The organism is Streptomyces sp. NPDC017940, assembly GCF_044328435.1.
Classification (GTDB): domain Bacteria; phylum Actinomycetota; class Actinomycetes; order Streptomycetales; family Streptomycetaceae; genus Streptomyces.
Genome location: NZ_JBIRHJ010000011.1, coordinates 133,805 through 156,739 on the forward strand (window position 1 = coordinate 133,805; position 22,935 = coordinate 156,739).

The 22,935-nt window shown below is 71.7% G+C and carries 22 protein-coding genes and 1 pseudogene; 17 read left to right on the forward strand and 6 right to left on the reverse strand.

From position 1 onward, the window contains the following. Nucleotides 1–17 precede the first annotated feature (17 nt). Nucleotides 18–677 carry a thymidine kinase gene (locus ACH4DX_RS32025; protein WP_398115791.1) on the forward strand — a complete coding sequence of 220 codons (660 nt, stop codon included), beginning with the start codon at nucleotides 18–20 and terminating at the stop codon, nucleotides 675–677. Between the two features lie 18 nt (nucleotides 678–695). Here the strand turns inward: ACH4DX_RS32025 and ACH4DX_RS32030 are convergent, their stop codons facing one another. Then, nucleotides 696–1,508 carry a VOC family protein gene (locus ACH4DX_RS32030; RefSeq protein ID WP_398157664.1) on the reverse strand — a complete coding sequence of 271 codons (813 nt, stop codon included), beginning with the start codon at nucleotides 1,506–1,508 and terminating at the stop codon, nucleotides 696–698. 433 nt (nucleotides 1,509–1,941) lie between these two features. On the opposite strand from ACH4DX_RS32030, the gene ACH4DX_RS32035 reads away from it, so the two are divergent. Continuing rightward, nucleotides 1,942–2,796, forward strand: a complete 855-nt coding sequence (locus tag ACH4DX_RS32035) for a sulfurtransferase (protein WP_398157665.1) — start codon at nucleotides 1,942–1,944, stop codon at nucleotides 2,794–2,796. A 345-nt stretch (nucleotides 2,797–3,141) separates the two neighbouring features. Here ACH4DX_RS32035 and sepH read toward each other — a convergent pair whose 3' ends face one another. After that, nucleotides 3,142–4,203, reverse strand: a complete 1,062-nt coding sequence (gene sepH, locus ACH4DX_RS32040; RefSeq protein WP_398157666.1) for a septation protein SepH — start codon at nucleotides 4,201–4,203, stop codon at nucleotides 3,142–3,144. A 497-nt stretch (nucleotides 4,204–4,700) separates the two neighbouring features. Between sepH and ACH4DX_RS32045 the strand changes: the two genes are divergently transcribed. Continuing rightward, nucleotides 4,701–6,032 (forward strand): hypothetical protein, encoded by a 1,332-nt coding sequence (locus ACH4DX_RS32045; RefSeq protein ID WP_398157667.1) that lies wholly within the window; start codon nucleotides 4,701–4,703, stop codon nucleotides 6,030–6,032. Nucleotides 6,033–6,100: 68 nt separating this feature from the next. On the opposite strand, the gene ACH4DX_RS32050 is transcribed toward ACH4DX_RS32045, so the two are convergent. Both ACH4DX_RS32050 and ACH4DX_RS32055 read right to left on the reverse strand, forming a co-directional pair. Then, nucleotides 6,101–7,456, reverse strand: a complete 1,356-nt coding sequence (locus ACH4DX_RS32050) for a D-arabinono-1,4-lactone oxidase (RefSeq protein ID WP_398157668.1) — start codon at nucleotides 7,454–7,456, stop codon at nucleotides 6,101–6,103. Beyond that, nucleotides 7,380–8,654, reverse strand: coding sequence for an MFS transporter (locus ACH4DX_RS32055; RefSeq protein WP_398115779.1), 1,275 nt, complete (start codon nucleotides 8,652–8,654; stop codon nucleotides 7,380–7,382). Before ACH4DX_RS32055 ends, ACH4DX_RS32050 begins: the two co-directional genes overlap by 77 nt. A gap of 172 nt (nucleotides 8,655–8,826) precedes the next feature. Here ACH4DX_RS32055 and ACH4DX_RS32060 point away from each other — a divergent pair, with 172 nt between their 5' ends. Continuing rightward, nucleotides 8,827–9,954 carry a ferrochelatase gene (locus ACH4DX_RS32060; protein ID WP_398157669.1) on the forward strand — a complete coding sequence of 376 codons (1,128 nt, stop codon included), beginning with the start codon at nucleotides 8,827–8,829 and terminating at the stop codon, nucleotides 9,952–9,954. A 101-nt stretch (nucleotides 9,955–10,055) separates the two neighbouring features. Then, nucleotides 10,056–10,832 carry an inositol monophosphatase family protein gene (locus ACH4DX_RS32065; protein WP_398157678.1) on the forward strand — a complete coding sequence of 259 codons (777 nt, stop codon included), beginning with the start codon at nucleotides 10,056–10,058 and terminating at the stop codon, nucleotides 10,830–10,832. Between the two features lie 208 nt (nucleotides 10,833–11,040). Here ACH4DX_RS32065 and ACH4DX_RS32070 read toward each other — a convergent pair whose 3' ends face one another. Beyond that, complete coding sequence (locus ACH4DX_RS32070) at nucleotides 11,041–11,214, reverse strand: hypothetical protein (RefSeq protein ID WP_169749693.1); 174 nt, start codon at nucleotides 11,212–11,214, stop codon at nucleotides 11,041–11,043. Nucleotides 11,215–11,531: 317 nt separating this feature from the next. Here ACH4DX_RS32070 and ACH4DX_RS32075 point away from each other — a divergent pair, with 317 nt between their 5' ends. The 4 genes from ACH4DX_RS32075 (at nucleotide 11,532) to ACH4DX_RS32090 (ending at nucleotide 15,172) form a co-directional block, all read left to right on the forward strand. Continuing rightward, entirely contained in the window at nucleotides 11,532–12,185 is a 654-nt protein-coding gene (locus ACH4DX_RS32075; protein ID WP_030563223.1) for a response regulator transcription factor, read from the forward strand. A gap of 4 nt (nucleotides 12,186–12,189) precedes the next feature. After that, complete coding sequence (locus tag ACH4DX_RS32080) at nucleotides 12,190–13,422, forward strand: sensor histidine kinase (RefSeq protein WP_398115773.1); 1,233 nt, start codon at nucleotides 12,190–12,192, stop codon at nucleotides 13,420–13,422. Between the two features lie 393 nt (nucleotides 13,423–13,815). Continuing rightward, on the forward strand, nucleotides 13,816–14,112 hold the full coding sequence (locus ACH4DX_RS32085) for a DUF4193 domain-containing protein (protein WP_003951337.1): 297 nt from the start codon (nucleotides 13,816–13,818) through the stop codon (nucleotides 14,110–14,112). Between the two features lie 13 nt (nucleotides 14,113–14,125). Next, on the forward strand, nucleotides 14,126–15,172 hold the full coding sequence (locus ACH4DX_RS32090; protein WP_398157670.1) for a hypothetical protein: 1,047 nt from the start codon (nucleotides 14,126–14,128) through the stop codon (nucleotides 15,170–15,172). On the opposite strand, the gene ACH4DX_RS32095 is transcribed toward ACH4DX_RS32090, so the two are convergent. Continuing rightward, on the reverse strand, nucleotides 15,169–15,615 hold the full coding sequence (locus ACH4DX_RS32095) for a DUF3093 domain-containing protein (protein ID WP_398115769.1): 447 nt from the start codon (nucleotides 15,613–15,615) through the stop codon (nucleotides 15,169–15,171). The genes ACH4DX_RS32090 and ACH4DX_RS32095 overlap by 4 nt on opposite strands. Before the next feature lie 58 nt (nucleotides 15,616–15,673). Between ACH4DX_RS32095 and ACH4DX_RS32100 the strand changes: the two genes are divergently transcribed. The 8 genes and pseudogenes from ACH4DX_RS32100 to ACH4DX_RS32135 form a co-directional block, all read left to right on the forward strand. Then, complete coding sequence (locus ACH4DX_RS32100; RefSeq protein ID WP_398115767.1) at nucleotides 15,674–16,258, forward strand: PaaI family thioesterase; 585 nt, start codon at nucleotides 15,674–15,676, stop codon at nucleotides 16,256–16,258. Continuing rightward, nucleotides 16,255–16,785, forward strand: a complete 531-nt coding sequence (gene dut / locus ACH4DX_RS32105; protein WP_398115765.1) for a dUTP diphosphatase — start codon at nucleotides 16,255–16,257, stop codon at nucleotides 16,783–16,785. Before ACH4DX_RS32100 ends, dut begins: the two co-directional genes overlap by 4 nt. A 1-nt stretch (nucleotide 16,786) precedes the next feature. Next, nucleotides 16,787–17,566, forward strand: a complete 780-nt coding sequence (locus ACH4DX_RS32110; RefSeq protein WP_398157671.1) for a DUF3710 domain-containing protein — start codon at nucleotides 16,787–16,789, stop codon at nucleotides 17,564–17,566. A 352-nt stretch (nucleotides 17,567–17,918) separates the two neighbouring features. Then, nucleotides 17,919–18,008 (forward strand): K(+)-transporting ATPase subunit F, encoded by a 90-nt coding sequence (gene kdpF / locus ACH4DX_RS32115; RefSeq protein ID WP_037802756.1) that lies wholly within the window; start codon nucleotides 17,919–17,921, stop codon nucleotides 18,006–18,008. Between the two features lie 8 nt (nucleotides 18,009–18,016). Further along, nucleotides 18,017–19,681, forward strand: a complete 1,665-nt coding sequence (gene kdpA / locus ACH4DX_RS32120) for a potassium-transporting ATPase subunit KdpA (RefSeq protein ID WP_398157672.1) — start codon at nucleotides 18,017–18,019, stop codon at nucleotides 19,679–19,681. Between the two features lie 65 nt (nucleotides 19,682–19,746). Further along, nucleotides 19,747–21,864, forward strand: a complete 2,118-nt coding sequence (gene kdpB / locus ACH4DX_RS32125) for a potassium-transporting ATPase subunit KdpB (protein ID WP_398157673.1) — start codon at nucleotides 19,747–19,749, stop codon at nucleotides 21,862–21,864. A 22-nt stretch (nucleotides 21,865–21,886) separates the two neighbouring features. Beyond that, nucleotides 21,887–22,612, forward strand: coding sequence for a potassium-transporting ATPase subunit C (locus tag ACH4DX_RS32130; protein ID WP_398157679.1), 726 nt, complete (start codon nucleotides 21,887–21,889; stop codon nucleotides 22,610–22,612). Nucleotides 22,613–22,807: 195 nt separating this feature from the next. Next, nucleotides 22,808–22,935: pseudogene (locus tag ACH4DX_RS32135) on the forward strand (histidine kinase); the annotation flags it as partial.

Sequence of the window (22,935 nt, forward strand, 5' to 3'; positions counted from 1 at the left end):
AAGGTGCTCGACCTCCCATGCCTGAGCTGGTGTTCTTCTCCGGAACGATGGACTGCGGGAAGAGCACCCTCGCGCTGCAAATCGAGCACAACCGCTCGGCCCGGGGGTTGCAGGGCATGATCTTCGCGCGCAACGACCGCGCGGGCACGGGCAAGCTCTCCTCGCGGCTCGGCCTGGTCACCGAGGCGATCGAGGTGGCCGACGACCTCGACGTCTACGCCTATCTCGTCGACCACCTCTCCCGCGGCTCCCGCGCCGACTACGTGATCGCGGACGAGGCGCAGTTCCTCGCCCCCGAACAGATCGACCAGCTCGCCCGCGTCGTCGACGACCTGGGCCTGGACGTCTTCGCGTTCGGCATCACCACCGACTTCCGCTCCAAGCTGTTCCCCGGCTCCCAGCGCCTGGTCGAGCTCGCCGACCGCGTGGAGGTGCTCCAGGTCGAGGCGCTGTGCTGGTGCGGCGCGCGCGCCACGCACAACGCCCGCACCATCGGCGGCGAGATGGTCGTCGAGGGCGCCCAGGTCGTCGTCGGCGACGTCAACCAGGCGCCCGACGAAGTGGGGTACGAGGTCCTGTGCCGCCGCCACCACCGGCGCCGCATGACGGCGGCCTCCGCCCGCGCGGGCGCCCTCTCGCCCGACGTCCTGCCGGTGGACACCCTGGAACGCTCCTAGGCGGTCGGGCGGCGTCCCTCACCCGGTGGCGTCCCTGGGCTCCGAGCGGATCAGGGTGAAGATCGCCCCCTCCGGGTCGGCGACCGTCGCGACCCGCCCGTATCTGCCGGGCTCCGCGGGCCGCACCACATGGCCGCCGAGCTCCACCACCCGCGCCGCCGACGCGTCCACGTCCACGGTTTCGAAGTACGTCATCCAGTGCGCGCCCCGGTCCCGCGGCAGCGCCTGCCCCACCCCGCGCACCGACGCCAGGGGACGGCCGTCCAAGTACAGCGTCAGATAGTCGAGACCGGGTGTGGTGGCCGCCTCCTCGGTGAAGCCGAAGATCGTCCGGTAGAACTTCGCCACCTCCACCGTCTCGCGGGTCAGGAGCTCGTTCCACGTCACCGTGCCCGGCACCCCCGCGACACCCGCTCCGATGTGTGCCGCGGCCTGCCAGATGCCGAACACCGCGCCCGCCGGGTCGAGGGCGACCACCATCCGCCCCGCCCGGCCCGCTTCCAGTGGCCCCACGCCCACCGTGCCGCCGCAGTGGCGCACCGTCTCGGCCGTCACGTCCGCGTCGTCGGACGCCAGATACGGGGTCCACACGATCGGCAGTTGCCGGTCGGGCAGCTGCCCGATGCCCGCCACCTCGTATCCGTCCAGCATGGCCCGCACATAGGGGCCGAGCTGCTGCGGCCCCGGCCGGTACGTCCAGCCGAAGAGCGCCGCGTAGAACTCCTGGGTCGCGGCCACGTCATGGGCCATCAGGCTCACCCAGCAGGGCGTGCCGGGTGTGTGCCGCGCGCCCAGGTCGCGCGAGTCGTCCGGCCACCGTGCCTCGGTCATCGTCACTCTCTCCTCGGGCCCTCGTGACTTCGGCGGCCCGGCACGGCGGATTCCGCCACGACGATCGGCAGAGTGCACATGGCGTCATCTGTCGTTCGTCGGTCGTCATCCGTCGTCGCCCGGCCGCTGCCACTCCGCTTCGCTTCGCTTCACTGTCCGAACGCGCGTGCCTCCGCCGCGCGTGTGCCCGTCCGTGCAGATGCTCGCACCACCAGTCGCCGAGCGCGCTCCGGCCGCGCCGCGCTCATGGGCTTCCTCGCGGAGGATGCCCGGTTTTGCCGTTCCTCATCCGGTCGTGCTCGATGACGGGACTGTGTCCATCCGCGGTACGCGGCGTGCACGTTTCTGTACGCCGCGTGTTCGGGCGTGGTCCGGCCGAGCAGGTTATACGGAGCTGAGCGCGGCGGCCACCCCGTACGCAAGGATGGCGGCCATGAACGTCATCATCTCCACATCCGAACTCGCGAGCGACCTGGCGGGCGGGAACGCCCCGGTCCTGCTCGACGTCCGCTGGCAGCTGAGCACGGCGAAGGCGGCCGGTGAGCCGCCCTTCGACGGCCGGGCCGAGTATGCGGCGGCGCACATTCCGGGGGCCGTCTTCGTGGACCTCGACGCGGATCTCGCGAGCCCCGCAGGGCCCGGCGGCCGTCATCCGCTGCCGGACCTCGGACACTTCGGTTCCGTCATGCGGGCGGCCGGTGTCTCGGCCGACCGGCCGGTGGTGGTGTACGACGGCGGGCAGGGCTGGGCGGCCGCCCGGGCCTGGTGGTTGCTGCGGTGGACGGGCCATCCCTCGGTGCGGGTCCTGGACGGCGGGCTCGCCGCGTGGGCGGGCGAGCTGGAGTCCGGCGAGGTGACCCCGGCGGCCGAGGGCACCTTCGTGCCCGAGCCCAACTCCGTGGATCTCCTGGACGCGGACGCCGCGGCGGCCCTCGCCCGTTCCGGTCTGCTCCTGGACGCCCGCGCCGCCGAGCGCTACCGGGGGGACGTGGAGCCGATCGACCGGGTCGGCGGCCACATCCCCGGCGCGGTGTCGGCGCCCACGACGGAGAACGTCGCGGCGGACGGCCGTTTCCGTCCCGCCGACGAACTGGCGGCCCGTTTCACGTCCCTCGGCGCCTCCAGCACCGCACCAGTCGGCGTGTACTGCGGCTCGGGCGTCTCCGGAGCCCACGAGGTCCTCGCCCTCGCCGTGGCGGGGATCCCGGCGGCGCTGTACGTCGGGTCCTGGTCGCAGTGGTCGTCGGACCCGGCGCGGCCGGTGGCGACGGGGCCGGATCCGCAGTAGCGGGGGTACGGCCCGGCGGCTCGGGGTGGCTTGTAGTAGCCGTTGGGCGTGCGCCGTGCCGTGTGGGCGGCGGGTGAAGTAGGGGCAGCGAGTGAAGGGCCTGTGCGCATGGTGCGCGCAGGCCCTTCACTGGGTTCTCACGTTGCCCGGGCGGGCGGAACCTGGCAGTGGGCGTGCGGAACCTGGCCGGTAGGCGTGCGGAACCTCAACCGGCGGTCACACGGAGCCTTGCCGGGTGGGCACACGCCGGGTGGGCGCACGGAACCTCGCCCGTTGGGCGCACGGCACCTCCCCCCGCGCGCACGCGCGGGGAAGAAGCCCCGCGCTGCACGCTCGCGCGGGGGGCTACTCCTGCTTCTTGCGCCGGGTGCCGAACACGATCTCGTCCCAGCTGGGTACGGCGGCCCGGCGGCCGGGGCGGACGCCGTCGGCCTCGGCCTGGCGGTCCGTGGAGCCGACGAGGCGGTCGCGGTGGCTGGCCACGGCCCGCGGCATCAGGACGTCCGCATAGGCGGAACCGGCCGAGGCCGCCGTGGCCGGGGGCTCCTCGGCCTCCGGCTCCTGCTCGGGGTCCTCCTGTACGGACGGCAGTTCGGCGGGTGTCGTGACGGGCCGCTCGGGGACGACCATGTCGCCGCGGAAGCTCGGGACGGCCTCCAGGAGGCTGGTGAGCGAGTCGCGTTCCTGCTCGGCGACCGCCGCGGGCGCGACGATCTCCGGCTCGGGGTCGGGGCCGAGGACTCCGGCCCGCTCCGGGGCGCGGTCGAGCGGACGGTCCCGGGGGAGCCGGGCGATGCGCGGCACGAACGGGAAGCTCGGCTCGGGCGCCGCGATGTCGTCGGTCTCGCCGATCAGCGCGCGGGCCTCGTCGTCGACGGCCTGGACTAGGCGCCGCGGCGGGTCGTACGTCCAGCTCGCGGAGTGCGGCTCGGTCGCCACGCGGTAGACGAGCAGGACTTCCCAGGTGCCGTCGTCGCGGCGCCAGGAGTCCCACTGGACGGTGTCCTTGTCGGCGCCGCGCAGCAGCAGGCGCTCCTGGACGGCCTCGCCGAGCTGGGGTCCGGTGTTCTCGCCGGGGCGGCGCACCGGGGTCTTCCTGGCGCGCTCGGCCATGAAGGCGCGCTCGGCGAGCACGGGGCCCTCGAAGCGGCGGACGCGGTCGACGGGGATACCGGCGAGCGAGGCGACTTCCTCCGCGCTGGCACCGGCACGTATACGGGCCTGGATGTCTCGGGGGCGGAGGTGGCTCTCCACCTCGATCTCGATCTGTCCGAGCCGCGGCCGGTCGCCGCGCACGGCGGCGCGCAGCCGTTCGTCGATCGGAAGCGTGTACTCCGTGCTGTCCGCAGCCTTCAGCACCAGCCGTGTGCCGTCGTTGCTGACGGCCACGACACGCAGTTCGGGCATGGGGACCTCCCGGGTGGTGCCTGCCGACGTCACGTGCGTCGCTGCTTCCGCTAGTCGAGTGTGGCCTGCCCGGGTGCAGCCTGCCACAACCTTGCCGAGTTGCCCGGCGTGTCGGGCGCGGGCCCTGGACCGCCGTTATGACACGGTAACCTCTTCGCAACGCTGAGTGACTGATTTAATCACCCTGGGCACGAGCCCCCATCCGGCGGTCCTGGCTGGCCCCGGGCACCCTGGCTGGAGACCGGACCCAGGGCTCGCAACACTACTCCATTCGGGCCACCCGGGTGGACCGGCGCGCCGCCGAACTTCTCGGGGTGGAGGGGAGTTGACGTCGACCCCTCCCGAGTGCGCCCCGCGTACGCGTGGCGCTCTTCACGAAACAGCCAGAAGCGGAACTATTCGCTTCGGGCGTACGTCCCTTTCTCAGTACCTCGCGTAGCTCATACGTGAACACGTAAGTCATACGTGATGTCGAGAAAGGTAGGCAAGGTCCGCAGATGCGTGAAAAGCCGGAACCCGGCGCGGAGACGAAGGGTGCGACGGAGGGCGAGCCGAAGAAGAAGCGGTTCGATCTCAGCGTGCCGCAGGTGGCGGGGAGCGCCGTCGCGGCCGTGCTGGCCGCGAAGCTCGCGTCCTCCTTCGGCGTTTACGGAACGATCCTCGGCGCCGGCGTGGTCAGCACCATCGCCACCAGCGGCGGCACGATATTCCAGCACTTCTTCTCGCGTACGGGCGAGCAGATACGCGACGTGGCGGTGCAGGCGAAGCCGAGGGCCCAGCAGGTCCCGGTGACCGCGGCGACACCGGTGCCGGAGACGTTCAGAGCGTCCGCGCCCCCGTCCGCTCCCACGCCCACGTCCGCCGCGACGTCGGCGGCGGCGTACGCGGGCAACGGCCCGGTGACCACGACCTGGGGGAGGGCGGCCGCGGACGCCGATCCGACGACGGCGCTCCCGGCGTTCGACGCGGCCGACGCGACCACGGCACTCCCCGCGATCGACGCCGCCGACCCGACGAGGGCCCTCCCGAGAGTCGACCCGGCCGACCCGACGACGGCGCTTCCCGTGGCCGGAACCGACCCCGACCAGACCCAGCTGCTCGCTTCCGCGGACGCCACCCGGATGATGCCGCGCGACCTTCCGGGCGACCAGGAGACCCGGCTGCTGCGCCAGGCAGGGCCGGAGTTCCCCGCAGGCCCCGTGCCCCCCGGCGGTCCTGGCCCCGTCCCGGCCCCGTTCCCCTCGGGCGAGTTCTCCGGGGCGACCACGCACCGTACGCGGACGCGCAGCTGGAAGCGGCCGCTGATCGCGGCGGCGCTGGTCTTCGGGGTCTCCCTCGGAGGCATCACCACGTACGAACTGGTGAGCGGCAAGAGCTTCAGCGGCGACGACAGCAGCACCACGCTGCGGGACGCCTTCACCAACCGCGGTTCGTCGTCGACGTCGGACGACGAGCCCGCCACCGGCGACACCGGGGAGCCGTCGGGCGACGGCACGTCCGGGTCGGGCGACGGGTCGCAGCAAGGCAGCGGTACTCCCGAGGACCCGGAGAACAAGCCCTCACCCGGTGACGGCACCGGTTCCGGCGACGGGTCGGGGAAGGGCTCGGGCCAGGGCGGTACCGACGAGAGCGGCACGGGCACCGGGAGCGGCACCGACAAGGGCGACGGCAGCGGCAAGGGCTCCGGTGACGGCGGCGCGAAGACCGACCCGACGCCCACCCCCACGCCGACCCCGACTCCCACGCCGACGCCGTCCAGTGGCGGCGGCACCGGACCCGGCACCGGTGACGGCAGCGTCGAGGAACAGCAGCAGACGCCGGAGCAGTGACCGCGGGCCGCGCGGTGCCGAAACCGGAACCGGCACCGGAACCGGGACGAGGACCGGGCCGCGCGGCCTCAGTCGCCGAGGACCCGCCGCAGATAGGGGTTGCCGAAGAGCCGGTCGGGGTCGAGCCGGTCGCGCAGTGCCGTGAACTCGCCGAAGCGCGGGTAGGCCCCGGCCAGATAGGCGGCGTCGCGGGTGTGCAGCTTGCCCCAGTGCGGCCGCCCCTCGTGGGCGGTGAAGATCTCCTCCGCGGCGCTGAAGTACCTGCGGAACGGGGTGCCTTTGTACAGATGGACGGCGATGTACGCGCTCTCGCGGCCCGAGGCGGTGGAGAGCGTGATGTCGTCCGCAGGTGCCGTGCGGACCTCGACGGGGAAGCTGACCCGCAGCGAGGACCGCTCGATCATCGACCTCAGCTCGCGCAGCGTCTCCACCAGGGCCTCGCGCGGGACGGCGTACTCCATCTCCACGAAGCGCACCCGGCGCGGGCTGGTGAAGACCTTGTAGGGGATGTCCGTGTAGGTGCGGGCGGACAGGGCCTTGCTGGAGAGCCTCGCGATGGCGGGAATGGCGGCGGGCACGGCACGGCCGAGGGAATTGACCACCTGGAAGAGCCCGTTGGAGAGGAGTTCGTCCTCTACGAAGGCGCCGATCGCGCTCGGGGGAGCGGCCGGACCCACGCTGCGGTTGTTGCGCTTGGTGTTGCAGTTGCCGGTGTGCGGGAACCAGTAGAACTCGAAGTGCTCGTTCTCCGTGACGAGCTGGTCGAACTCGGCGGTGACCCGGTCGAAGGCCATGGGTTCCTCGCGGGCCTGGAGGAAGAAGACGGGTTCTACGGAGAACGTGATCGCGCTGATGACGCCCAGCGCGCCGAGCCCGGTCCTGGCGGCGGCGAAGACGTCCGCGTTCTGCTCCTCGGAGCAGGTCAGGACGCGCCCGTCGGCGGTGACCAGCTCAAGGGCCCTGATCTGCGCGGCGATCGAGGACGAGTCCCGGCCGGTGCCGTGCGTTCCGGTGCTGACGGCGCCCGACACCGTCTGCTCCATGATGTCGCCCATGTTCGTCAGGGACAGGCCCTCGCGGGCCAGCGCGACGTTCAGGCGCCTGAGCGGGGTGCCCGCCTCCACGGTGACCGTGCCCGCCTGGCGGTCGATCCTGCGGATGCCGGTGAGGAGGTCGGGTCGCACCAGGAGGCCGTCGGTCGCGGCGGCCGCCGTGAAGGAGTGCCCGCTGCCCACGGCCTTGACCTTCAGGCCGTCCTCACGGGCGCCGCGGATCGCCGCGACGAGCTCCTCCCGGGAGGCGGGCGTGGCCTCGCGCGCGGCCCGCACGGACACGGTGCCCGCCCAGTTACGCCACGTCGCCGGCTTCCTCCCGCCGGTGGCCGTGGTCCCCGCCGCCGTGCCCCTGCCCGTTTCCGTGCTCATGGGTCCCTCCCCCTCGCTGTACCGGCCGCTCCAGCCGGCGATAACCCAGGAGCGCCACCACGACCGCGAGGGCCCCGGACACTCCCGGGACCGTGTACCCCGCGCGCGCCCCCGCAGCGTCGATCACCCAGCCGGCCGCGGAGGAGCCGAGCGCCACCCCGACGGCGAGTCCCGTACTGACCCAGGTCATGCCCTCGGTCAGCTTCGCGCGCGGTACGTGCTGTTCGACGAGGGCCATCGTCGTGATCATCGTCGGTGCGATGGACAGGCCCGCGACGAAGAGCGCCGCGGCGAGGAACGGCAGGTTCCCGGCCAGTTGCAGCGGGATCATACTCACGCCCATCGCACAGACACCCAGCAGCCATCTGCGGGCGGGCGCCCCCTTGAAGTGCAGCAGGCCGAAGCCCACCCCCGCCAGGCAGGAGCCGAGGGCGTAGACGGCGAGCACCAGGCTCGCCGCGCCCTTGTGGCCCTCGTCCTCGGCGAACGCCACCGTCACCACGTCGACGGCGCCGAAGATCGCTCCGGTCGCGACGAACGTGGCCACCAGGACCTGGAGGCCACCGGCCCGCAGCGCGGAGCCGCCGGTGTGGTGCTCCCTCGGGTGCGGCACCGGTTCGGTGGCGCGCTGCGCCGTCAGCCAGAAGACGCCGACTGCCAGGAAGACTCCGGCGAGCAGCGGCCCGGCCTCGGGGAACCACACCGTGGACAGGCCGATGGAGATGATCGGTCCGAAGATGAAGCAGATCTCGTCGACGACGGACTCGAAGGAGTACGCCGTGTGCAGCTGCGGGGTGTCGCGGTACAGGGCCGCCCAGCGGGACCTGACCATCGAGCCCACGCTCGGCACGCAGCCGACGAGGGCGGCGCAGACGAACAGCGTCCAGTCCGGGGTCTCGAACTTCGCGGCGAGCAGCAGCCCCGCCACCGCGACCAGGGACACCAGCGTCGCGGGCCTGAGCACCCGCCGCTGGCCGTGCCGGTCCACCAGGCGGGAGATCTGCGGGCCGATCGCCGCCGCCGACAGCGCCACGGTGGCCGACAGGGCCCCTGCGAGGCCGTACCTGCCGGTGAGCTGGGAGACCATCGTGACGATGCCGATGCCCATCATGGACAGCGGCATCCGCCCGAGGAAGCCTGCGACGGAGAACCCCAAGGAGCCGGGGGCGGCGAAAATGGCGCGGTAGGGGCTCGGCACGTGGACTCCGCGGAAGCGCCGGAGCGCGCGGGCGCGACCGCTCCGGGTAAGGCGTGAAGATGGCTCATACAGCTTACGACTGCCGAGGCGCGGCGCGCACCGTCTTTTCGGGGGCACGCGCCACAGGGTGGCGGTTGCCGCGCTGTCAGTGCCGGGTGGCAGGATCACATACATGTCCGAAGCGCTGGATCCCACTCCCTACGACGCCCTGCTGCTGCTCTCGTTCGGCGGCCCCGAAGGACCGGACGACGTGGTCCCGTTCCTGGAGAACGTGACGCGTGGCCGCGGCATCCCCAAGGAGCGACTGAAGGAGGTCGGGCAGCACTACTTCCTCTTCGGTGGCGTGAGCCCCATCAACGACCAGAACCGCACCCTTCTTGCGGCCCTGCGCGCGGACTTCGCGGAGCACGGCCTCGACCTGCCGGTGTACTGGGGCAACCGCAACTGGTCGCCGTACCTCACGGACACCCTGCGCGAGCTGGTCCAGGACGGCCGCCGCCGTGTCCTCGTCCTCGCCACCAGCGCGTACGCGTCGTACTCGGGCTGCCGGCAGTACCGCGAGGATCTCGCGGCCGCTCTCGCCACCCTCCGCGCGGAGGGCCTCGACCTGCCCCGCGTGGACAAGCTGCGGCACTACTTCAACCACCCCGGCTTCGTGCGCCCAATGGTCGAAGGCGTCCTGAAGTCCCTCGCGGACCTCCCCGAAGAGGTCCGCGACGGCGCGCACCTGGCCTTCACCACGCACTCCATCCCCACCGCGGCGGCCGACACCTCGGGCCCGGCGGAGGGCCACGGCGACGGCGGCGCGTATGTGCGCCAGCACCTGGACGTGGCCCGTGTCGTCGCCGACGCGGTGCGCGTGGAGACCGGCGTGGACCGCCCCTGGCAGCTGGTCTACCAGTCGCGCAGCGGCGCCCCGCACATCCCCTGGCTGGAGCCGGACATCTGCGACCACCTCCAGGAGCGGCACGAGGCCGGGGCCCCCGCCGTCGTCATGGTCCCGATCGGCTTCGTCTCGGACCACATGGAGGTCCTGTACGACCTCGACACCGAGGCCGCCGCGAAGGCCGCGGAGCTCGGCCTGCCGGTGCGCCGCTCGGCCACCGTCGGCGCCGACCCGCGGTTCGTCGCGGCGGTCCGCGAACTCGTCCTGGAGCGCGCCGCCACCGAGACCGGCCGCCCCGCGACGCCGTGCGCCCTCGGCGCGCTCGGCCCGAGCCACGACCTGTGTCCCGTGGGCTGCTGCCCGGCCCGCACCCCGAAGCCCGCCGCCGCGGGCGCCGACAGCCCGTACGCCTAGCGCGCCCCCGCGCGTACCGGGGCGCGCGCCCCGCACGACCAAGGAGCACCGTGACCGACCCCGCCCGGCAGGACCCACGACAGGACTAGCTGAAGGCCGAACTGCTCGCCGTGGCCCTGGAGGCCGCCGACCGCGCGGGTGCCCTGCTGCGCGACGGCCGCCCGGCCGATCTGGGCGTCGCCGGCACCAAGAGCAGCGCCGTCGACGTCGTCACCGAGATGGACCTCGCCTCGGAGAAGCTGCTCACGGACTTCTTCGCCGAGCGCAGGCCCGGCGACGGCGTCCTCGGCGAGGAGGGCGCGAGCCACGAGGGCACCAGTGGCGTCCAGTGGATCGTCGACCCCATCGACGGCACGGTGAACTACCTGTACGGGCGGCCGGACTGGGCGGTGTCCATCGCGGCCCGCAAGGACGGCGAGACCCTCGTCGGCGTCGTGCACGCGCCCGTGCGCGGCGAGACGTTCCGCGCGGTGCTCGGCCAGGGCGCGTACGCAGGCGACACCCCCCTGCGGGTCCGCACGGCGCCCCCGTTCGCACAGGCCCTCGTCGGCACGGGCTTCGGGTACGTCGCCGAGCGGCGGGCCCGCCAGGCCGAGGTCGTCGCGCAGCTGCTGCCGCGGGTGCGGGACATCCGGCGCGGCGGCTCCGCGGCCATCGACCTGTGCGACGTGGCGGCGGGCCGCCTGGACGCGTATTACGAACGGGGCCTGAACCCCTGGGACTTCGCGGCCGGCGACCTCATCGCCCGGGAGGCGGGCGCCCGCACCGGTGGACGCCCCGGAGAGCCCCTGTCGGGCGAGCTGACGGTGGCGGGCCCGCCCGGGCTCTTCGAGCCGCTCCAGAGCCTCCTCGACGGCCTCGGAGCCTGGCACGACTGAGGCGGGCCCGCCCCGGCCGCCCCGCGGTCACCGCCCGTGACGGCACCTGGTCAATGCACCTGACGGCACTCGGGCACCGCACCTGGCGGCACCCGGCCACCGCACGCGACGGCGTCCCGCCACCGCACACGACAGGGCCCCGGCACCTGGAGCGAGGTGCCGGGGCCCTGTCGCGAGCGACTGCGACCGGACGCTGGAGACGTCCCGGTCAGGAGGTAAGGGCGGCGACCTCCACGCCGTGCTCGGCCGCCAGGCGGTGCAGGTCCTCCAGCTCGGCCAGTTCGACCTCTGCCAGGAACTCGTCGCCTGTCTCGCGGGCCCGCGTGAGGTCGGACTCCGTGGTCTTTATGCGCTGCAGGAGACCTGCGGTGAATGCGTCCATGGTTGCGCCCCCTCGGCTGGGTCGTGGGTCGGTGGCACGGGGGTGTGCCGTGGAGAAGGGGCGATCACGTCCGGCGCCCGCTGCGTGAAGCAGGTCGTGGTGTGCCACATACGAAGCGTGATCGCGGGGTGTAAGGCCGTCCTCCCCCCGCCCTGTTCCACGGAAACCTCAACCGGGCCAGAAAATCCCGCGTTCCCGGGGCCCGAGACCGCCTTACAGCCGGTTTATGGCCGAAAGGGGCAGGATGGAGACCTCACTCCACGTAAAGACCTGCCCTGCCGCGACCTCGCGCGGGGCACAGAGGAAGGACAAGCGACGTGCGCGTACTCGTCGTCGAGGACGAGCAGCTGCTCGCCGATGCGGTGGCCACCGGACTGCGCCGGGAGGCCATGGCCGTCGACGTCGTGTACGACGGCGCGGCAGCCCTCGAGCGCATCGGCGTGAACGACTACGACGTGGTCGTCCTGGACCGTGACCTCCCGGTCGTCCACGGCGACGACGTCTGCCGAAAGATCGTCGAGCTCGGCATGCCCACGCGCGTGCTGATGCTGACCGCGTCCGGCGACGTCAGCGACCGCGTCGAGGGCCTGGAGATCGGCGCCGACGACTATCTCCCCAAGCCGTTCGCCTTCAGCGAGCTCACGGCCCGCGTGCGCGCCCTCGGGCGGCGCACCAGCGTGCCGCTGCCGCCCGTCCTGGAGCGCGCAGGCATCAAGCTCGACCCGAACCGCCGCGAGGTCTTCCGTGAGGGCAGGGAGATCCAGCTCGCGCCCAAGGAGTTCGCCGTCCTTGAGGTGCTGCTGCGCAGCGAGGGCGCGGTGGTCTCCGCCGAGCAGCTCCTGGAGAAGGCCTGGGACGAGAACACGGACCCGTTCACCAACGTCGTCCGCGTCACGGTCATGACCCTGCGCCGCAAGCTCGGCGAGCCCGCCGTCATCGTGACCGTGCCGGGCTCCGGCTACCGGATCTGACCCGGTGGCCGCGACCCCCGCGCCCCCGGCGGCGCCCCCGAAGCCCACCTGGGAACCGCGCAAGGTCGAGCCGCCCTTCCCGTGGCTCCGCCCGACCATCCGCATACGGCTCACACTGCTGTACGGCGGCATGTTCCTGATCGCGGGCATCCTGCTGCTCTCGATCATCTACCTGCTCGCGGCACAGGCGCTGAACGTGGGCAGCGAGCTGCCGTTCAAGATCGTCTCGGGCAAGGTGACGAGCGAGGTCTGCAACCTCCCCGGCCAGGCCTCGCCCAGCGACTTCAACCAGGCGATGAACGACTGCGTCAACACCCAGCGCCAGCACGCCCTGGACAACCTCCTCAGCCGCTCCCTGCTGGCCCTGCTCGGGCTCGCGGTGATCGCCTTCGCGTTCGGGTACGCGATGGCGGGCCGGGTCCTGTCCCCGCTCGGCCGCATCACGCGCACGGCCCGCAGGGTGGCCGGCACGGACCTGAGCCGCCGTATCGAACTGGACGGGCCCGACGACGAGTTGAAGGAGCTCTCGGACACCTTCGACGAGATGCTGGACCGGCTCGAACGGGCCTTCACCGCCCAGCAGCGCTTCGTCGGCAACGCCTCGCACGAACTGCGCACCCCGCTCGCGATCAACCGCACGCTCCTGGAAGTGCACCTGTCCGACCCCGGTGCGCCCGTGGAGCTCCAGCAGCTCGGCAAGACGCTCCTGGCCACCAACGAGCGCAGCGAGCAGCTCGTGGAGGGCCTGCTCCTGCTCGCCCGCAGCGACAACCAGATAGTGGAGCGCAAGCCCGTGGACCTCGCCGAGGTGGCGGGCCAGGCCGTCGACCAGGCCCGCTCCGAGGCCGAGGAGAAGGGCGTCGAGATCCGCGGCGAGCGGGGCCCCGCGGTGGTGCAGGGCAACGGCGTGCTCCTGGAGCGCATCGCGCTGAACCTCGTACAGAACGCCGTCAGGTACAACCAGAAGGAGGGCGGCTGGGTCGAGGTGACCACGGAGGCCCAGCACGGGCAGGCCGTCCTGGTGGTGACCAACACCGGCCCCGTCGTCCCGGCGTACGAGATCGACAGCCTTTTCGAGCCTTTCCGCAGGCTCCGCACGGAGCGGACCGGGAGCGACAAGGGCGTGGGTCTCGGCCTGTCCATCGCCCGGTCGGTGGCGCGGGCCCACGGGGGCCGTATCATCGCGGAGCCGCGCGAGGGGGGTGGGCTCGTGATGCGAGTCACCCTGCCGATCTGAGATGCTTCCGCGGAAGCGGCAGGATGTTCGCTTTGAGCGGAATTTTCGGGACCTGGTCCTTGGAGATTCCTGTGTGATCGATCACAGGAGCGAATTTTTGGGTATCTACTCTCCGTGACCGTCAAAGTCGCTGGAAAGCCGGGAAAATGCGGGTTTTCAGGGGTCTTGATCACGGGAAGTACACGGGGTGGCGCCCGTGAAGTGCGACATTCGGACCGTGTACGGTCCCGATCGCCATCCAAACCGATCACCTCTTCAGGGGTGCGGTTGGGTGTCGATTGAGTAACAGACCTTGATGTGAGGCAAAATCTCCGCCTCAGGTCGGGCACAAGTCCGGCCTCTCACGCGTTACGTGCGCTGAGACACCGCAGACACCCAGAGGGGGAGAGCGACATGGCAACGGACTACGACACCCCACGCAAGACCGATGACGACCTTAACGAGGACAGCATCGAGGAACTGAAGGCCCGGCGGAACGACAAGTCCACGTCGACCGTCGACGTCGACGAGTTCGAGGCCGCGGAAGGCCTGGAGCTGCCGGGCGCGGACCTGTCCAACGAGGAGCTCGCCGTGCGCGTGCTCCCCAAGCAGCAGGACGAGTTCACGTGCATGAGCTGCTTCCTCGTGCATCACCGCAGCCAGCTGGCCAGGGAGAAGAACGGCCAGCCGATCTGCCGCGACTGCGACTGAGGAGGGGTCGGCCGTGACAGGCTCGACCCCGCCTTGGAAGCGCCGCTTCCGGGACCGGGAAGCGGGCGCGGACGCGCCCGAGGGCGCGACGGACGCCGGGCGGGGCCCTGAGGCCTCGCTCGAGTCGGCCGGCGCGGCGGAGCGGGGCGAAGGGCCTGCGGGGACGCCGCAGGCCGCTGAGGCGGCGTACAAGGCGGTCCCCGCGCTGGTGCACGGCTCCGCCGTGGACCAGCCGGACAGGTCCGGCCGTGAGGCAGCGGTCGGCACGGAGAACGGGGACGGCGCGGTGGCGGACGGTCAAGGGCCTTCGACCAGGGCCCGGCGGCTCGCCGCCGTCACCGACGGACTGAGGAACGGGGTACGCCGCGGTGGGCGCGGTGCCAAGGCCGGCATCGGCTATCTCGCCGACCGGATCATCGAGAACGCCCCGCGGGTCCCGGTCCGCGACCTGGCGACCCTCCGCAAGCAGTTCCCGGGCCTCGGCCCGGAGCAGCTCGCGGACAAGCTGATCGCCGGCGCGGCGAACGCGACTTCCACGGTGGGCGCCGGCGTCGGCGCGGCGGCGATGCTGCCCGTGCCGCCCGCCATGCCCGCCGAACTCGCCGCCGAGATCACGGGCGTCGCGGCCATAGAGCTGAAACTGGTCGCCGAGCTGCACGAGGTGTACGGCCGGCGGCCCGAAGGCAATCTCAAGGAGCGCAGCACCGCGTATCTGCGTGCCTGGACCGAGGAGCGCGGGATCGACGTGGCGAAGCCGGCGTCGGTGAACGCCGCCCTCGGCGGTCAGCTGAAGCGGGAACTGCGCCAGCAGATCATGAAGCGCATGGTCCGCAACCTGCCGAACCTGATGCCCTTCATGGTGGGCGCGGCGGTGGGCGCGGTGATGAACCGCAGGGACACCAAGAAGCTGGCCGAGCGCGTGCGCAGCGACCTGCGCCGCACACAGGTGCCGTGGGACGCCCTCCCGGAGCTGCCGCCCATGGAGGCGCCCCTCGATCCGCTGCCCCTCGGCAAGGGGCTGCGCAGAGGCCTGCGCGGAGGCCGGGGGACGGACGCCTAGGCCGTGCGGACCGCGTTCAGGGCCGCTGCCAGGGCCTCGGGGTCGCGCGTCGACACATAGACGTACGGCGTCGGGTCCTCGGGATCCACGACCTCCACCCGCAGCGCCGTCGGGATGTAGCTGCGCAGCACCATGAACGCGCGCGGGTCCGCCTTGTGGGAGCGCCAGGCGCGGGCCTCGGCCTCGTCCAGGGGCTCGGCCTCGCCCAGGGCCGTCACCGGGATCTTCGCGTCCCCGGCGACCAGGGACCCGGCGACGACCCGGATCCGTACCGAGCCGTACGCGCTGGTGAGGACCGCCGCCAGGGCCGTACCGCCGACCAGGCCGCCGAGGAGCGGCAGGGTGCCGAACGGGAGCATCGTCAGGGCCGCCGCGAGACCGACGAGGACCGAGACGAGCCACCACGAACGGGGCGCGGTCAGGCGTTCTTCGTAAGGCTGCATGGAGCCAAGCTTGGCATGGTGCGCGACGGCCGCTGACGCGGAGGTAAGGTCTGCGCCTGTGAGTGGTACATCAGCAGCTCTGACGCCCCCGCCGGACGCCATACCTCCCGTCCGCCACCCGGACGCGCCCGCGCCCGGCGAGCTCATCGGCGCGCACTACGAGCACTGCTTCGGCTGCGGGGAGGGCCAGGCCCACGGGCTGCACCTGGCGGCACGGGCCGGCGAAGGCGTCGCCGTCACCGCCGAGTTCACCGTGCGCGAGGCGCACCAGGGCGCTCCGGGGCTCGCGCACGGCGGTGTCCTCGCCACCGCGCTCGACGAGACGCTCGGCTCCCTGAACTGGCTGCTGCGGGTGATCGCGGTGACCGGGCGCCTGGAGACCGACTTCGTGCGGCCGGTGCCCGTCGGCACGGTCCTCCACCTGGAGGCCGAGGTCACCGCCGTCGCCGGGCGCAAGATCTACTCGACCGCCACCGGGCGGACGGGCGGCCCCGGCGGCCCCGTCGCCGTGCGCGCCGACGCCCTTTTCGTCGAGGTGAAGGTGGACCACTTCATCGACAACGGCCGCGCCCAGGAGATCCGCGCGGCCATGAACGACCCGGACCAGATCCGGCGCGCCCGCGCCTTCGAGGTGAACCCGTGACCCACCCTGCTCCTTTGGACGTACTGATCCGGCGCGTCGACCCCGACGTACCGCTGCCCGCGTACGCGCAACCCGGTGACGCCGGTGCCGATGTGCGGACGACCGAGCCCTGCGAACTCGCGCCCGGTGAGCGTGCCGTGCTGCCGACCGGGGTGTCCATCGCGCTGCCCGAGGGGTACGCGGCCTTCGTGCACCCCCGTTCCGGCCTCGCGGCCCGCTGCGGTGTCGCCATGGTGAATGCCCCGGGGACGATTGATGCCGGGTACCGTGGGGAGATCAAGGTGATCGTGGTGAATCTCGACCCGCGCGAGAGCGTACGGTTCGAGCGCTTCGACCGGATTGCCCAACTGGTCGTCCAGCAGGTCGAGAAGGTCCGCTTCCAGGAGGTGGCGGAGCTTCCCGACTCGGTGCGGGCCGAGGGGGGATTCGGGTCCACCGGAGGCCATGCCGCCGTGGGCGCCAGCGCGGGTGAACAAACGGGTGGGAATCGATACGCATCGGTCGTATCCGACCGGGAAGGACAGTGACGTGTTCGGACGTCGCAAGAAGAGCAGTGCCGCCGAGGACGCGGCGGGCGAGGCCGAGCAGGTCGTCGACGGCACCGTGAACGAGGACGCCGAGGGTGCGGAGGCCGAAGGCGGTGCGCGGCGCGTGCGCCTGGAGCCGGAGCCGCGTCCCGACGGTCCCTGGGACATCTCCGAGGTCCATGAGCCCGGCGAGGGCCGGGTGGACCTGGGCGGCCTCTTCGTGCCGGGGGTCGAGGGCATGGAGCTGCGGGTGGAGGTCGCCGGTGACGCGATCGTCGCGGCCACCGTCGTGCTCCAGGACAGCGCCATCCAGTTGCAGGGCTTCGCCGCCCCCAAGCGCGAGGGCATCTGGGGCGAGGTCCGTGAGGAGATCGCCTCCGGCATCACGCAGCAGGGCGGTGTCATCGACGAGGTCCAGGGCGCGCTCGGCTGGGAGCTGCGGGCGCAGGTGCCGGTGCAGCTGCCGGACGGCACGGGCGGCTTCCAGGTGGTCCGGTTCGTGGGCGTGGACGGCCCGCGGTGGTTCCTGCGCGGTGTCATCTCCGGTCAGGGAGCCGTGCAGCCGCAGGCCGCGGGGCTGCTCGAACAGATCTTCCGGGACACGGTCGTGGTCCGCGGCGACGGCCCGATGGCCCCGCGTGACCCGATCGTCCTGAAGCTTCCCGACGACGCGCAGATGGTCGCCGAGGGCGCTGTGCAGCAGGAGGACCAGGAGACCTCGCGGTTCTCCGGCGGCATGGGCCAGCTCGCGCGCGGCCCCGAGATCACCGAGGTCCGCTGACGCCGCTCAGCGCTTCGCGAGCCGGTGGGCCGCACTCCCCGACGGGGGTGCGGCCCACCGGCTTTTTCCGCGCCGCGCGCCCGCGCCCCGTACTCCGGGCGCCGTGCGCCACGTAAAGGAAAAACGTAGAAACCAGATGAAACGGGACGCGTAAGAGAGTCGTCAATGCGCCGCCTGTCCCCGTATGGGAGGCGTCAACAGCGATCGGAACACGCCAACGAGGCGGTTTCCTCGACTCGTCAGCACTTCCGAATCTCATCTAGGAGCACACGATGGCCGATGTGGCCTTCGTCGTCACCACGATCGCGGTGTTCGCCCTGGTGGCACTCGTCGCCAAGGGGGTGACGAAGCTGTGACCGCCGAGAACGTCGTCGGACTCGTCGTGGCCGTCGCCCTGCTCGGCTATCTCGTCCTCGCCCTCGTGTTCCCGGAGAGGTTCTGAGCCACCCCATGAGTCCGGTCCTCGCTGGGGTGCTCCAGCTGCTCGCGCTCGTCGCCGCGCTGGCCCTCGCCCACCGCCCGCTCGGCGATCACATGGCCCGGGTCTACTCCTCCGACAGGCATCTGCGCGTCGAGAAGTGGATCTACAAGGGCATCGGCGCCGACCCGAACACCGAGATGCGGTGGCCCGCCTATCTGCGCGGGGTCCTCGCCTTCTCGGTGGCCGGGATGCTGTTCCTCTATCTGCTCCAGCGCTCGCAGGGCTCGCTGCCCGGCTCGCTCGGCTTCGAGGCCATCGACCCCGACCAGGCGTTCAACACGGCGGCCTCCTTCGTCGCCAACACCAACTGGCAGTCGTACTACGGCGAGCAGGCCATGGGCCACGTCGTGCAGACCGGCGGCCTCGCGGTGCAGAACTTCGTCTCGGCGGCCGTCGGCATCGCCGTGGCCGTCGCCCTCGTACGCGGCTTCGCCCGCTCTCGCACGGGGGAACTCGGCAACTTCTGGGCCGACCTGGTGCGCGGTGTCGTCCGCGTCCTGGTCCCGATCTCCGTCGTCGGCGCGCTGGTGCTCGTCGCCTGCGGTGCCTTGCAGAACTTCTCCGGCATCCACGAGGTCGGCCAGTTCACGGGCGGTCAGCAGCAGTGGAACGGCGGCGCGGTGGCCTCGCAGGAGGCCATCAAGGAGCTGGGTACGAACGGCGGCGGCTACTTCAACGCCAACTCGGCCCACCCGTTCGAGAACCCCGACCCGATCTCGAACCTCTTCGAGATCTTCCTCATCCTCGTCATCCCGTTCTCCCTGACCCGGACCTTCGGCAGGATGGTCGGCTCGGTCCGGCAGGGCTACGCGATCCTCGTCACGATGGCGAGCATCTGGATCGGCTTCACCGCGCTGATGATGTGGACCGAGTTCCACCACGGCGGCCCGGCGTTCGACCTGGCGGGCGGTGCGATGGAGGGCAAGGAGACCCGCTTCGGCATCGGCGGTTCCGCGCTCTTCGCGACGAGCACCACGCTCACCTCCACCGGCGCCGTGAACTCCTTCCACTCCTCGTACACCGGCTTCGGCGGCGGGATCACGATGCTGGGCATGCAGCTCGGCGAGATCGCGCCCGGCGGCGTCGGGTCCGGGCTCTACGGCATGCTCATCATGGCGATCATCGCGGTCTTCGTCGCGGGCCTGATGGTGGGCCGTACGCCCGAGTACCTGGGCAAGAAGATCGGCACCCGTGAGATCAAGCTCGCGGCCTGCTACATCCTCGTCACGCCCGCGCTCGTGCTCGGCTTCACCGGCGCCTCGATGGCGCTGTCCACGCCCAAGGACTCCCTGCTCAACAGCGGGGCCCACGGCTTCTCCGAAGTCCTGTACGCCTACACGTCCGGCGCCAACAACAACGGTTCGGCCTTCGCGGGGCTGAGCGCGGACACCCCGTGGTTCAACACCACGATCGGCCTCGCCATGCTCCTCGGCCGGTTCCTGCCGATGGTGTTCGTCCTCGCGCTCGCCGGTTCGCTCGCCGCGCAGCAACCGGTCCCGGCCACCGTCGGCACGCTCCGTACGGAGAAGCCGCTGTTCAGCGGGTTGCTGGTCGGAACCCTCGTGATCATCACCGGTCTGACGTACTTCCCGGCGCTCGCGCTCGGGCCGCTGGCCGAGGGGCTCGCGTCATGACCACCGGCACCAGCGGGGCCGGCCCCCGAAAGACCGACACCAGGAAGCAAGAGGAGCCCGGCTCCATGTCCCAAGCCCCCACGGCCACCCCGGCCCCCTCCACCCGCGCGCCCCACCAGGACGTGCCCGGCGGCCACCAGCCGGACGGCGGCAGGGTCGGCGGCGGTCTCTTCGACCCCGGGCAGCTCCTGAAGTCCTTCCCCGACGCCCTGCGCAAGCTCGACCCGCGGGTGATGGTCAAGTCCCCCGTGATGTTCGTGGTCCTGATCGGCTCGGTGCTCACCACCGTCCTCGCCTGCACCGACCCCGGCGACTGGTTCGGCTGGGCGATCACCGGGTGGCTATGGGCGACCACGGTCTTCGCGAATCTCGCCGAAGCCGTCGCCGAGGGCCGGGGCAAGGCCCAGGCCGACACGCTGCGCAAGGCCAAGACGGACACGGTGGCGCGCCGCGTCGTCGGCAGGAGCGAGGAGCGGGTGCCCGGCACCGAGCTGCGCGTCGGCGACCTGGTCGTCTGCGAGGCCGGTGACGTCATCCCCGGTGACGGCGACGTCGTCGAGGGCGTCGCGAGCGTCGACGAGTCGGCGATCACGGGGGAGTCCGCGCCGGTCATCCGCGAGTCCGGCGGCGACCGCTCGGCGGTCACCGGCGGCACGAAGGTCCTCTCCGACCGCGTCGTCATCAAGATCACGACAAAGCCCGGCGAGACCTTCATCGACCGGATGATCAACCTCGTCGAGGGCGCCGCCCGGCAGAAGACGCCCAACGAGATCGCCCTGAACATCCTGCTCGCCTCGCTGACCGTCGTCTTCCTGCTCGCCGTCGTCACCCTCCAGCCGTTCGCGGTGTACGCGGGCGCCGAGCAGTCGATGATCGTGCTCGCCGCGCTCCTGGTCTGCCTGATCCCCACGACCATCGGCGCGCTGCTCTCCGCGATCGGCATCGCGGGCATGGACCGCCTGGTGCAGCGCAATGTGCTCGCCATGTCCGGACGGGCCGTCGAGGCCGCGGGTGACGTCTCCACGCTGCTCCTGGACAAGACCGGCACCATCACCCTGGGCAACCGCCGCGCCGCCGCGTTCGTGCCGGTACGTGGCACCACCGCGGCCGAGGTGGCCGACGCCGCCCAGCTCTCCTCGCTGGCCGACGAGACCCCCGAGGGCCGCTCCGTCGTGGTCCTCGCCAAGGAGAGGTACGGCCTGCGCGAGCGGCACCAGGGCGAGCTCGTGGACGCCCAGTGGATCGCCTTCACTGCCCAGACCCGCATGTCGGGCGTGGACGTCGACGGGCGCAAGATCCGCAAGGGCGCGACAGGATCGGTCGTCGCCTGGGTGCGCGAGCGCGGCGGCACGGTCACGGCCGAGGCCCAGGAACTCACCGACGAGATCGCGCAGGCGGGCGGCACACCGCTGCTCGTGGCCCTGGAGGACGCCGACGGCGCCCGGGTCCTCGGCGTCATCCACCTCAAGGACGTCGTCAAGGAGGGCATGCGGGAGCGGTTCGACGAACTGCGCCGCATGGGCATCAAGACCGTCATGATCACGGGGGACAACCCGCTGACGGCCAAGGCGATCGCCGACGAGGCGGGCGTGGACGACTTCCTCGCGGAGGCCACGCCCGAGGACAAGATGGCGCTCATCAAGCGCGAACAGGCGGGCGGCAAGCTCGTCGCGATGACGGGTGACGGCACCAACGACGCCCCGGCGCTCGCGCAGGCCGACGTCGGCGTGGCCATGAACACCGGCACCTCGGCCGCCAAGGAGGCCGGGAACATGGTGGACCTGGACTCCGACCCGACGAAGCTCATCGAGATCGTCGAGATCGGCAAGCAGCTCCTGATCACCCGCGGTGCGCTGACCACCTTCTCCATCGCCAACGACGTCGCGAAGTACTTCGCGATCATCCCGGCGATGTTCGCGGTGGTCCACCCGGGCCTGGACAAGCTCAACGTCATGGACCTGGCAAGTCCCGAGTCCGCGATCCTGTCGGCCGTCGTCTTCAACGCGCTGATCATCGTGGCCCTCGTACCCCTCGCCCTGAAGGGGGTGCGGTACCGGCCGATGAGCGCCGACCGGATGCTGCGGCGCAACCTCGCCGTCTACGGGCTCGGCGGCCTCGTCGCCCCGTTCGTCGGCATCAAGATCATCGACCTGCTCATCTCCCTCGTCCCCGGCCTGCGATGACCCAGAAAGCGTGCTGACCGCCATGAACCACTCCGTAGGAAACACCGCACGGTTGCTCGGTGCCGGACTGCGCGCCCTGATCGTGCTCACCGTGCTCTGCGGCGTTCTCTATCCGCTCGCGGTGACCGGCGTCGCCCAGGCCCTGTTCCCGGACAAGGCCAACGGCTCCGAGATCGAGGACGGCGGCAGGGTCGTCGGCTCCGCGCTCATCGGGCAGCGCTACGACCTGCCGCTGAAGAAGGGCGAGGAGACCCCGGCCCCGGACCTCAAGTGGTTCCAGCCCCGGCCCTCCAACGGACTCGGCACCAACGTCGTCAACACCCGGTACGAGCTGATCCTGTCCGGCGCGACCAACCTGGCGGGCGACTCCGGGGCGAAAACGACCGACGGCGGCAAGAAGGAGGTCTGCGACCCCGCGGCGAAGGAAGGCCTGTGCGCCCAGGTCCTCGCCACGCGCGACGCCGTCATCAAGGACAACTCGACGGCCGGGCACACGGTGCGGCCCGCGGACGTCCCCGCCGACGCGGTCACGTCCTCGGGCTCGGGCCTGGACCCGCACATCTCCCCGGAGTACGCGAGGCTCCAGGTCCACCGCGTCGCCGAGCGCAACGGCCTGGCCGCCGGGAGCGTGGCGAAGCTCGTCGAGAGGAACACCGACGGGCGGACCCTCGGCTTCATCGGCGAACCGCGCGTGAACGTCCTGAAGCTCAACATCGACCTGCGCCACCTGGCGGCCGACAAGGGCTGACCCCCCTGTCCCGCCGTCCCGCGGCCCGTGCCGGTTCGCCCCCCGAACCGGCACGGGCCTTCCCCGTGCCCGGCCCCGGAGGCATCAGGGATGTGTCAAAGAGCTCCAGGAAGGTCCACCTCGTCCGCTTTGCCGTAAATCTTGGCCGTAAGGTCGACTCTGCGTACACAGCAGTTTCGGGAAGACAATGAGGCCATGGCACGCGGCAAGCTACGGATCTACCTCGGTGCGGCACCGGGCGTCGGCAAGACGTACGCGATGCTGTCCGAGGCGCACCGGCGTACCGAGCGTGGTACCGACTGCGTCGTGGCCTTCGTGGAGCA

Bases quoted from the DNA above. Each gene is read 5' to 3' on its own strand.
- ACH4DX_RS32030 (WP_398157664.1), bottom strand. From the start codon at position 1,508: ATGACCGAGGCACGGTGGCCGGACGACTCGCGCGACCTGGGCGCGCGG.
- ACH4DX_RS32130 (WP_398157679.1), top strand. From the start codon at position 21,887: ATGAACCACTCCGTAGGAAACACCGCACGGTTGCTCGGTGCCGGACTG.
- kdpA (WP_398157672.1), top strand. From the start codon at position 18,017: ATGAGTCCGGTCCTCGCTGGGGTGCTCCAGCTGCTCGCGCTCGTCGCC.
- ACH4DX_RS32085 (WP_003951337.1), top strand. From the start codon at position 13,816: ATGGCAACGGACTACGACACCCCACGCAAGACCGATGACGACCTTAAC.
- ACH4DX_RS32050 (WP_398157668.1), bottom strand. From the start codon at position 7,456: ATGAGCACGGAAACGGGCAGGGGCACGGCGGCGGGGACCACGGCCACC.
- ACH4DX_RS32045 (WP_398157667.1), top strand. From the start codon at position 4,701: ATGCGTGAAAAGCCGGAACCCGGCGCGGAGACGAAGGGTGCGACGGAG.
- ACH4DX_RS32070 (WP_169749693.1), bottom strand. From the start codon at position 11,214: ATGGACGCATTCACCGCAGGTCTCCTGCAGCGCATAAAGACCACGGAG.
- ACH4DX_RS32095 (WP_398115769.1), bottom strand. From the start codon at position 15,615: ATGCAGCCTTACGAAGAACGCCTGACCGCGCCCCGTTCGTGGTGGCTC.
- kdpB (WP_398157673.1), top strand. From the start codon at position 19,747: ATGTCCCAAGCCCCCACGGCCACCCCGGCCCCCTCCACCCGCGCGCCC.
- ACH4DX_RS32025 (WP_398115791.1), top strand. From the start codon at position 18: ATGCCTGAGCTGGTGTTCTTCTCCGGAACGATGGACTGCGGGAAGAGC.
- ACH4DX_RS32035 (WP_398157665.1), top strand. From the start codon at position 1,942: ATGAACGTCATCATCTCCACATCCGAACTCGCGAGCGACCTGGCGGGC.
- ACH4DX_RS32060 (WP_398157669.1), top strand. From the start codon at position 8,827: ATGTCCGAAGCGCTGGATCCCACTCCCTACGACGCCCTGCTGCTGCTC.
- sepH (WP_398157666.1), bottom strand. From the start codon at position 4,203: ATGCCCGAACTGCGTGTCGTGGCCGTCAGCAACGACGGCACACGGCTG.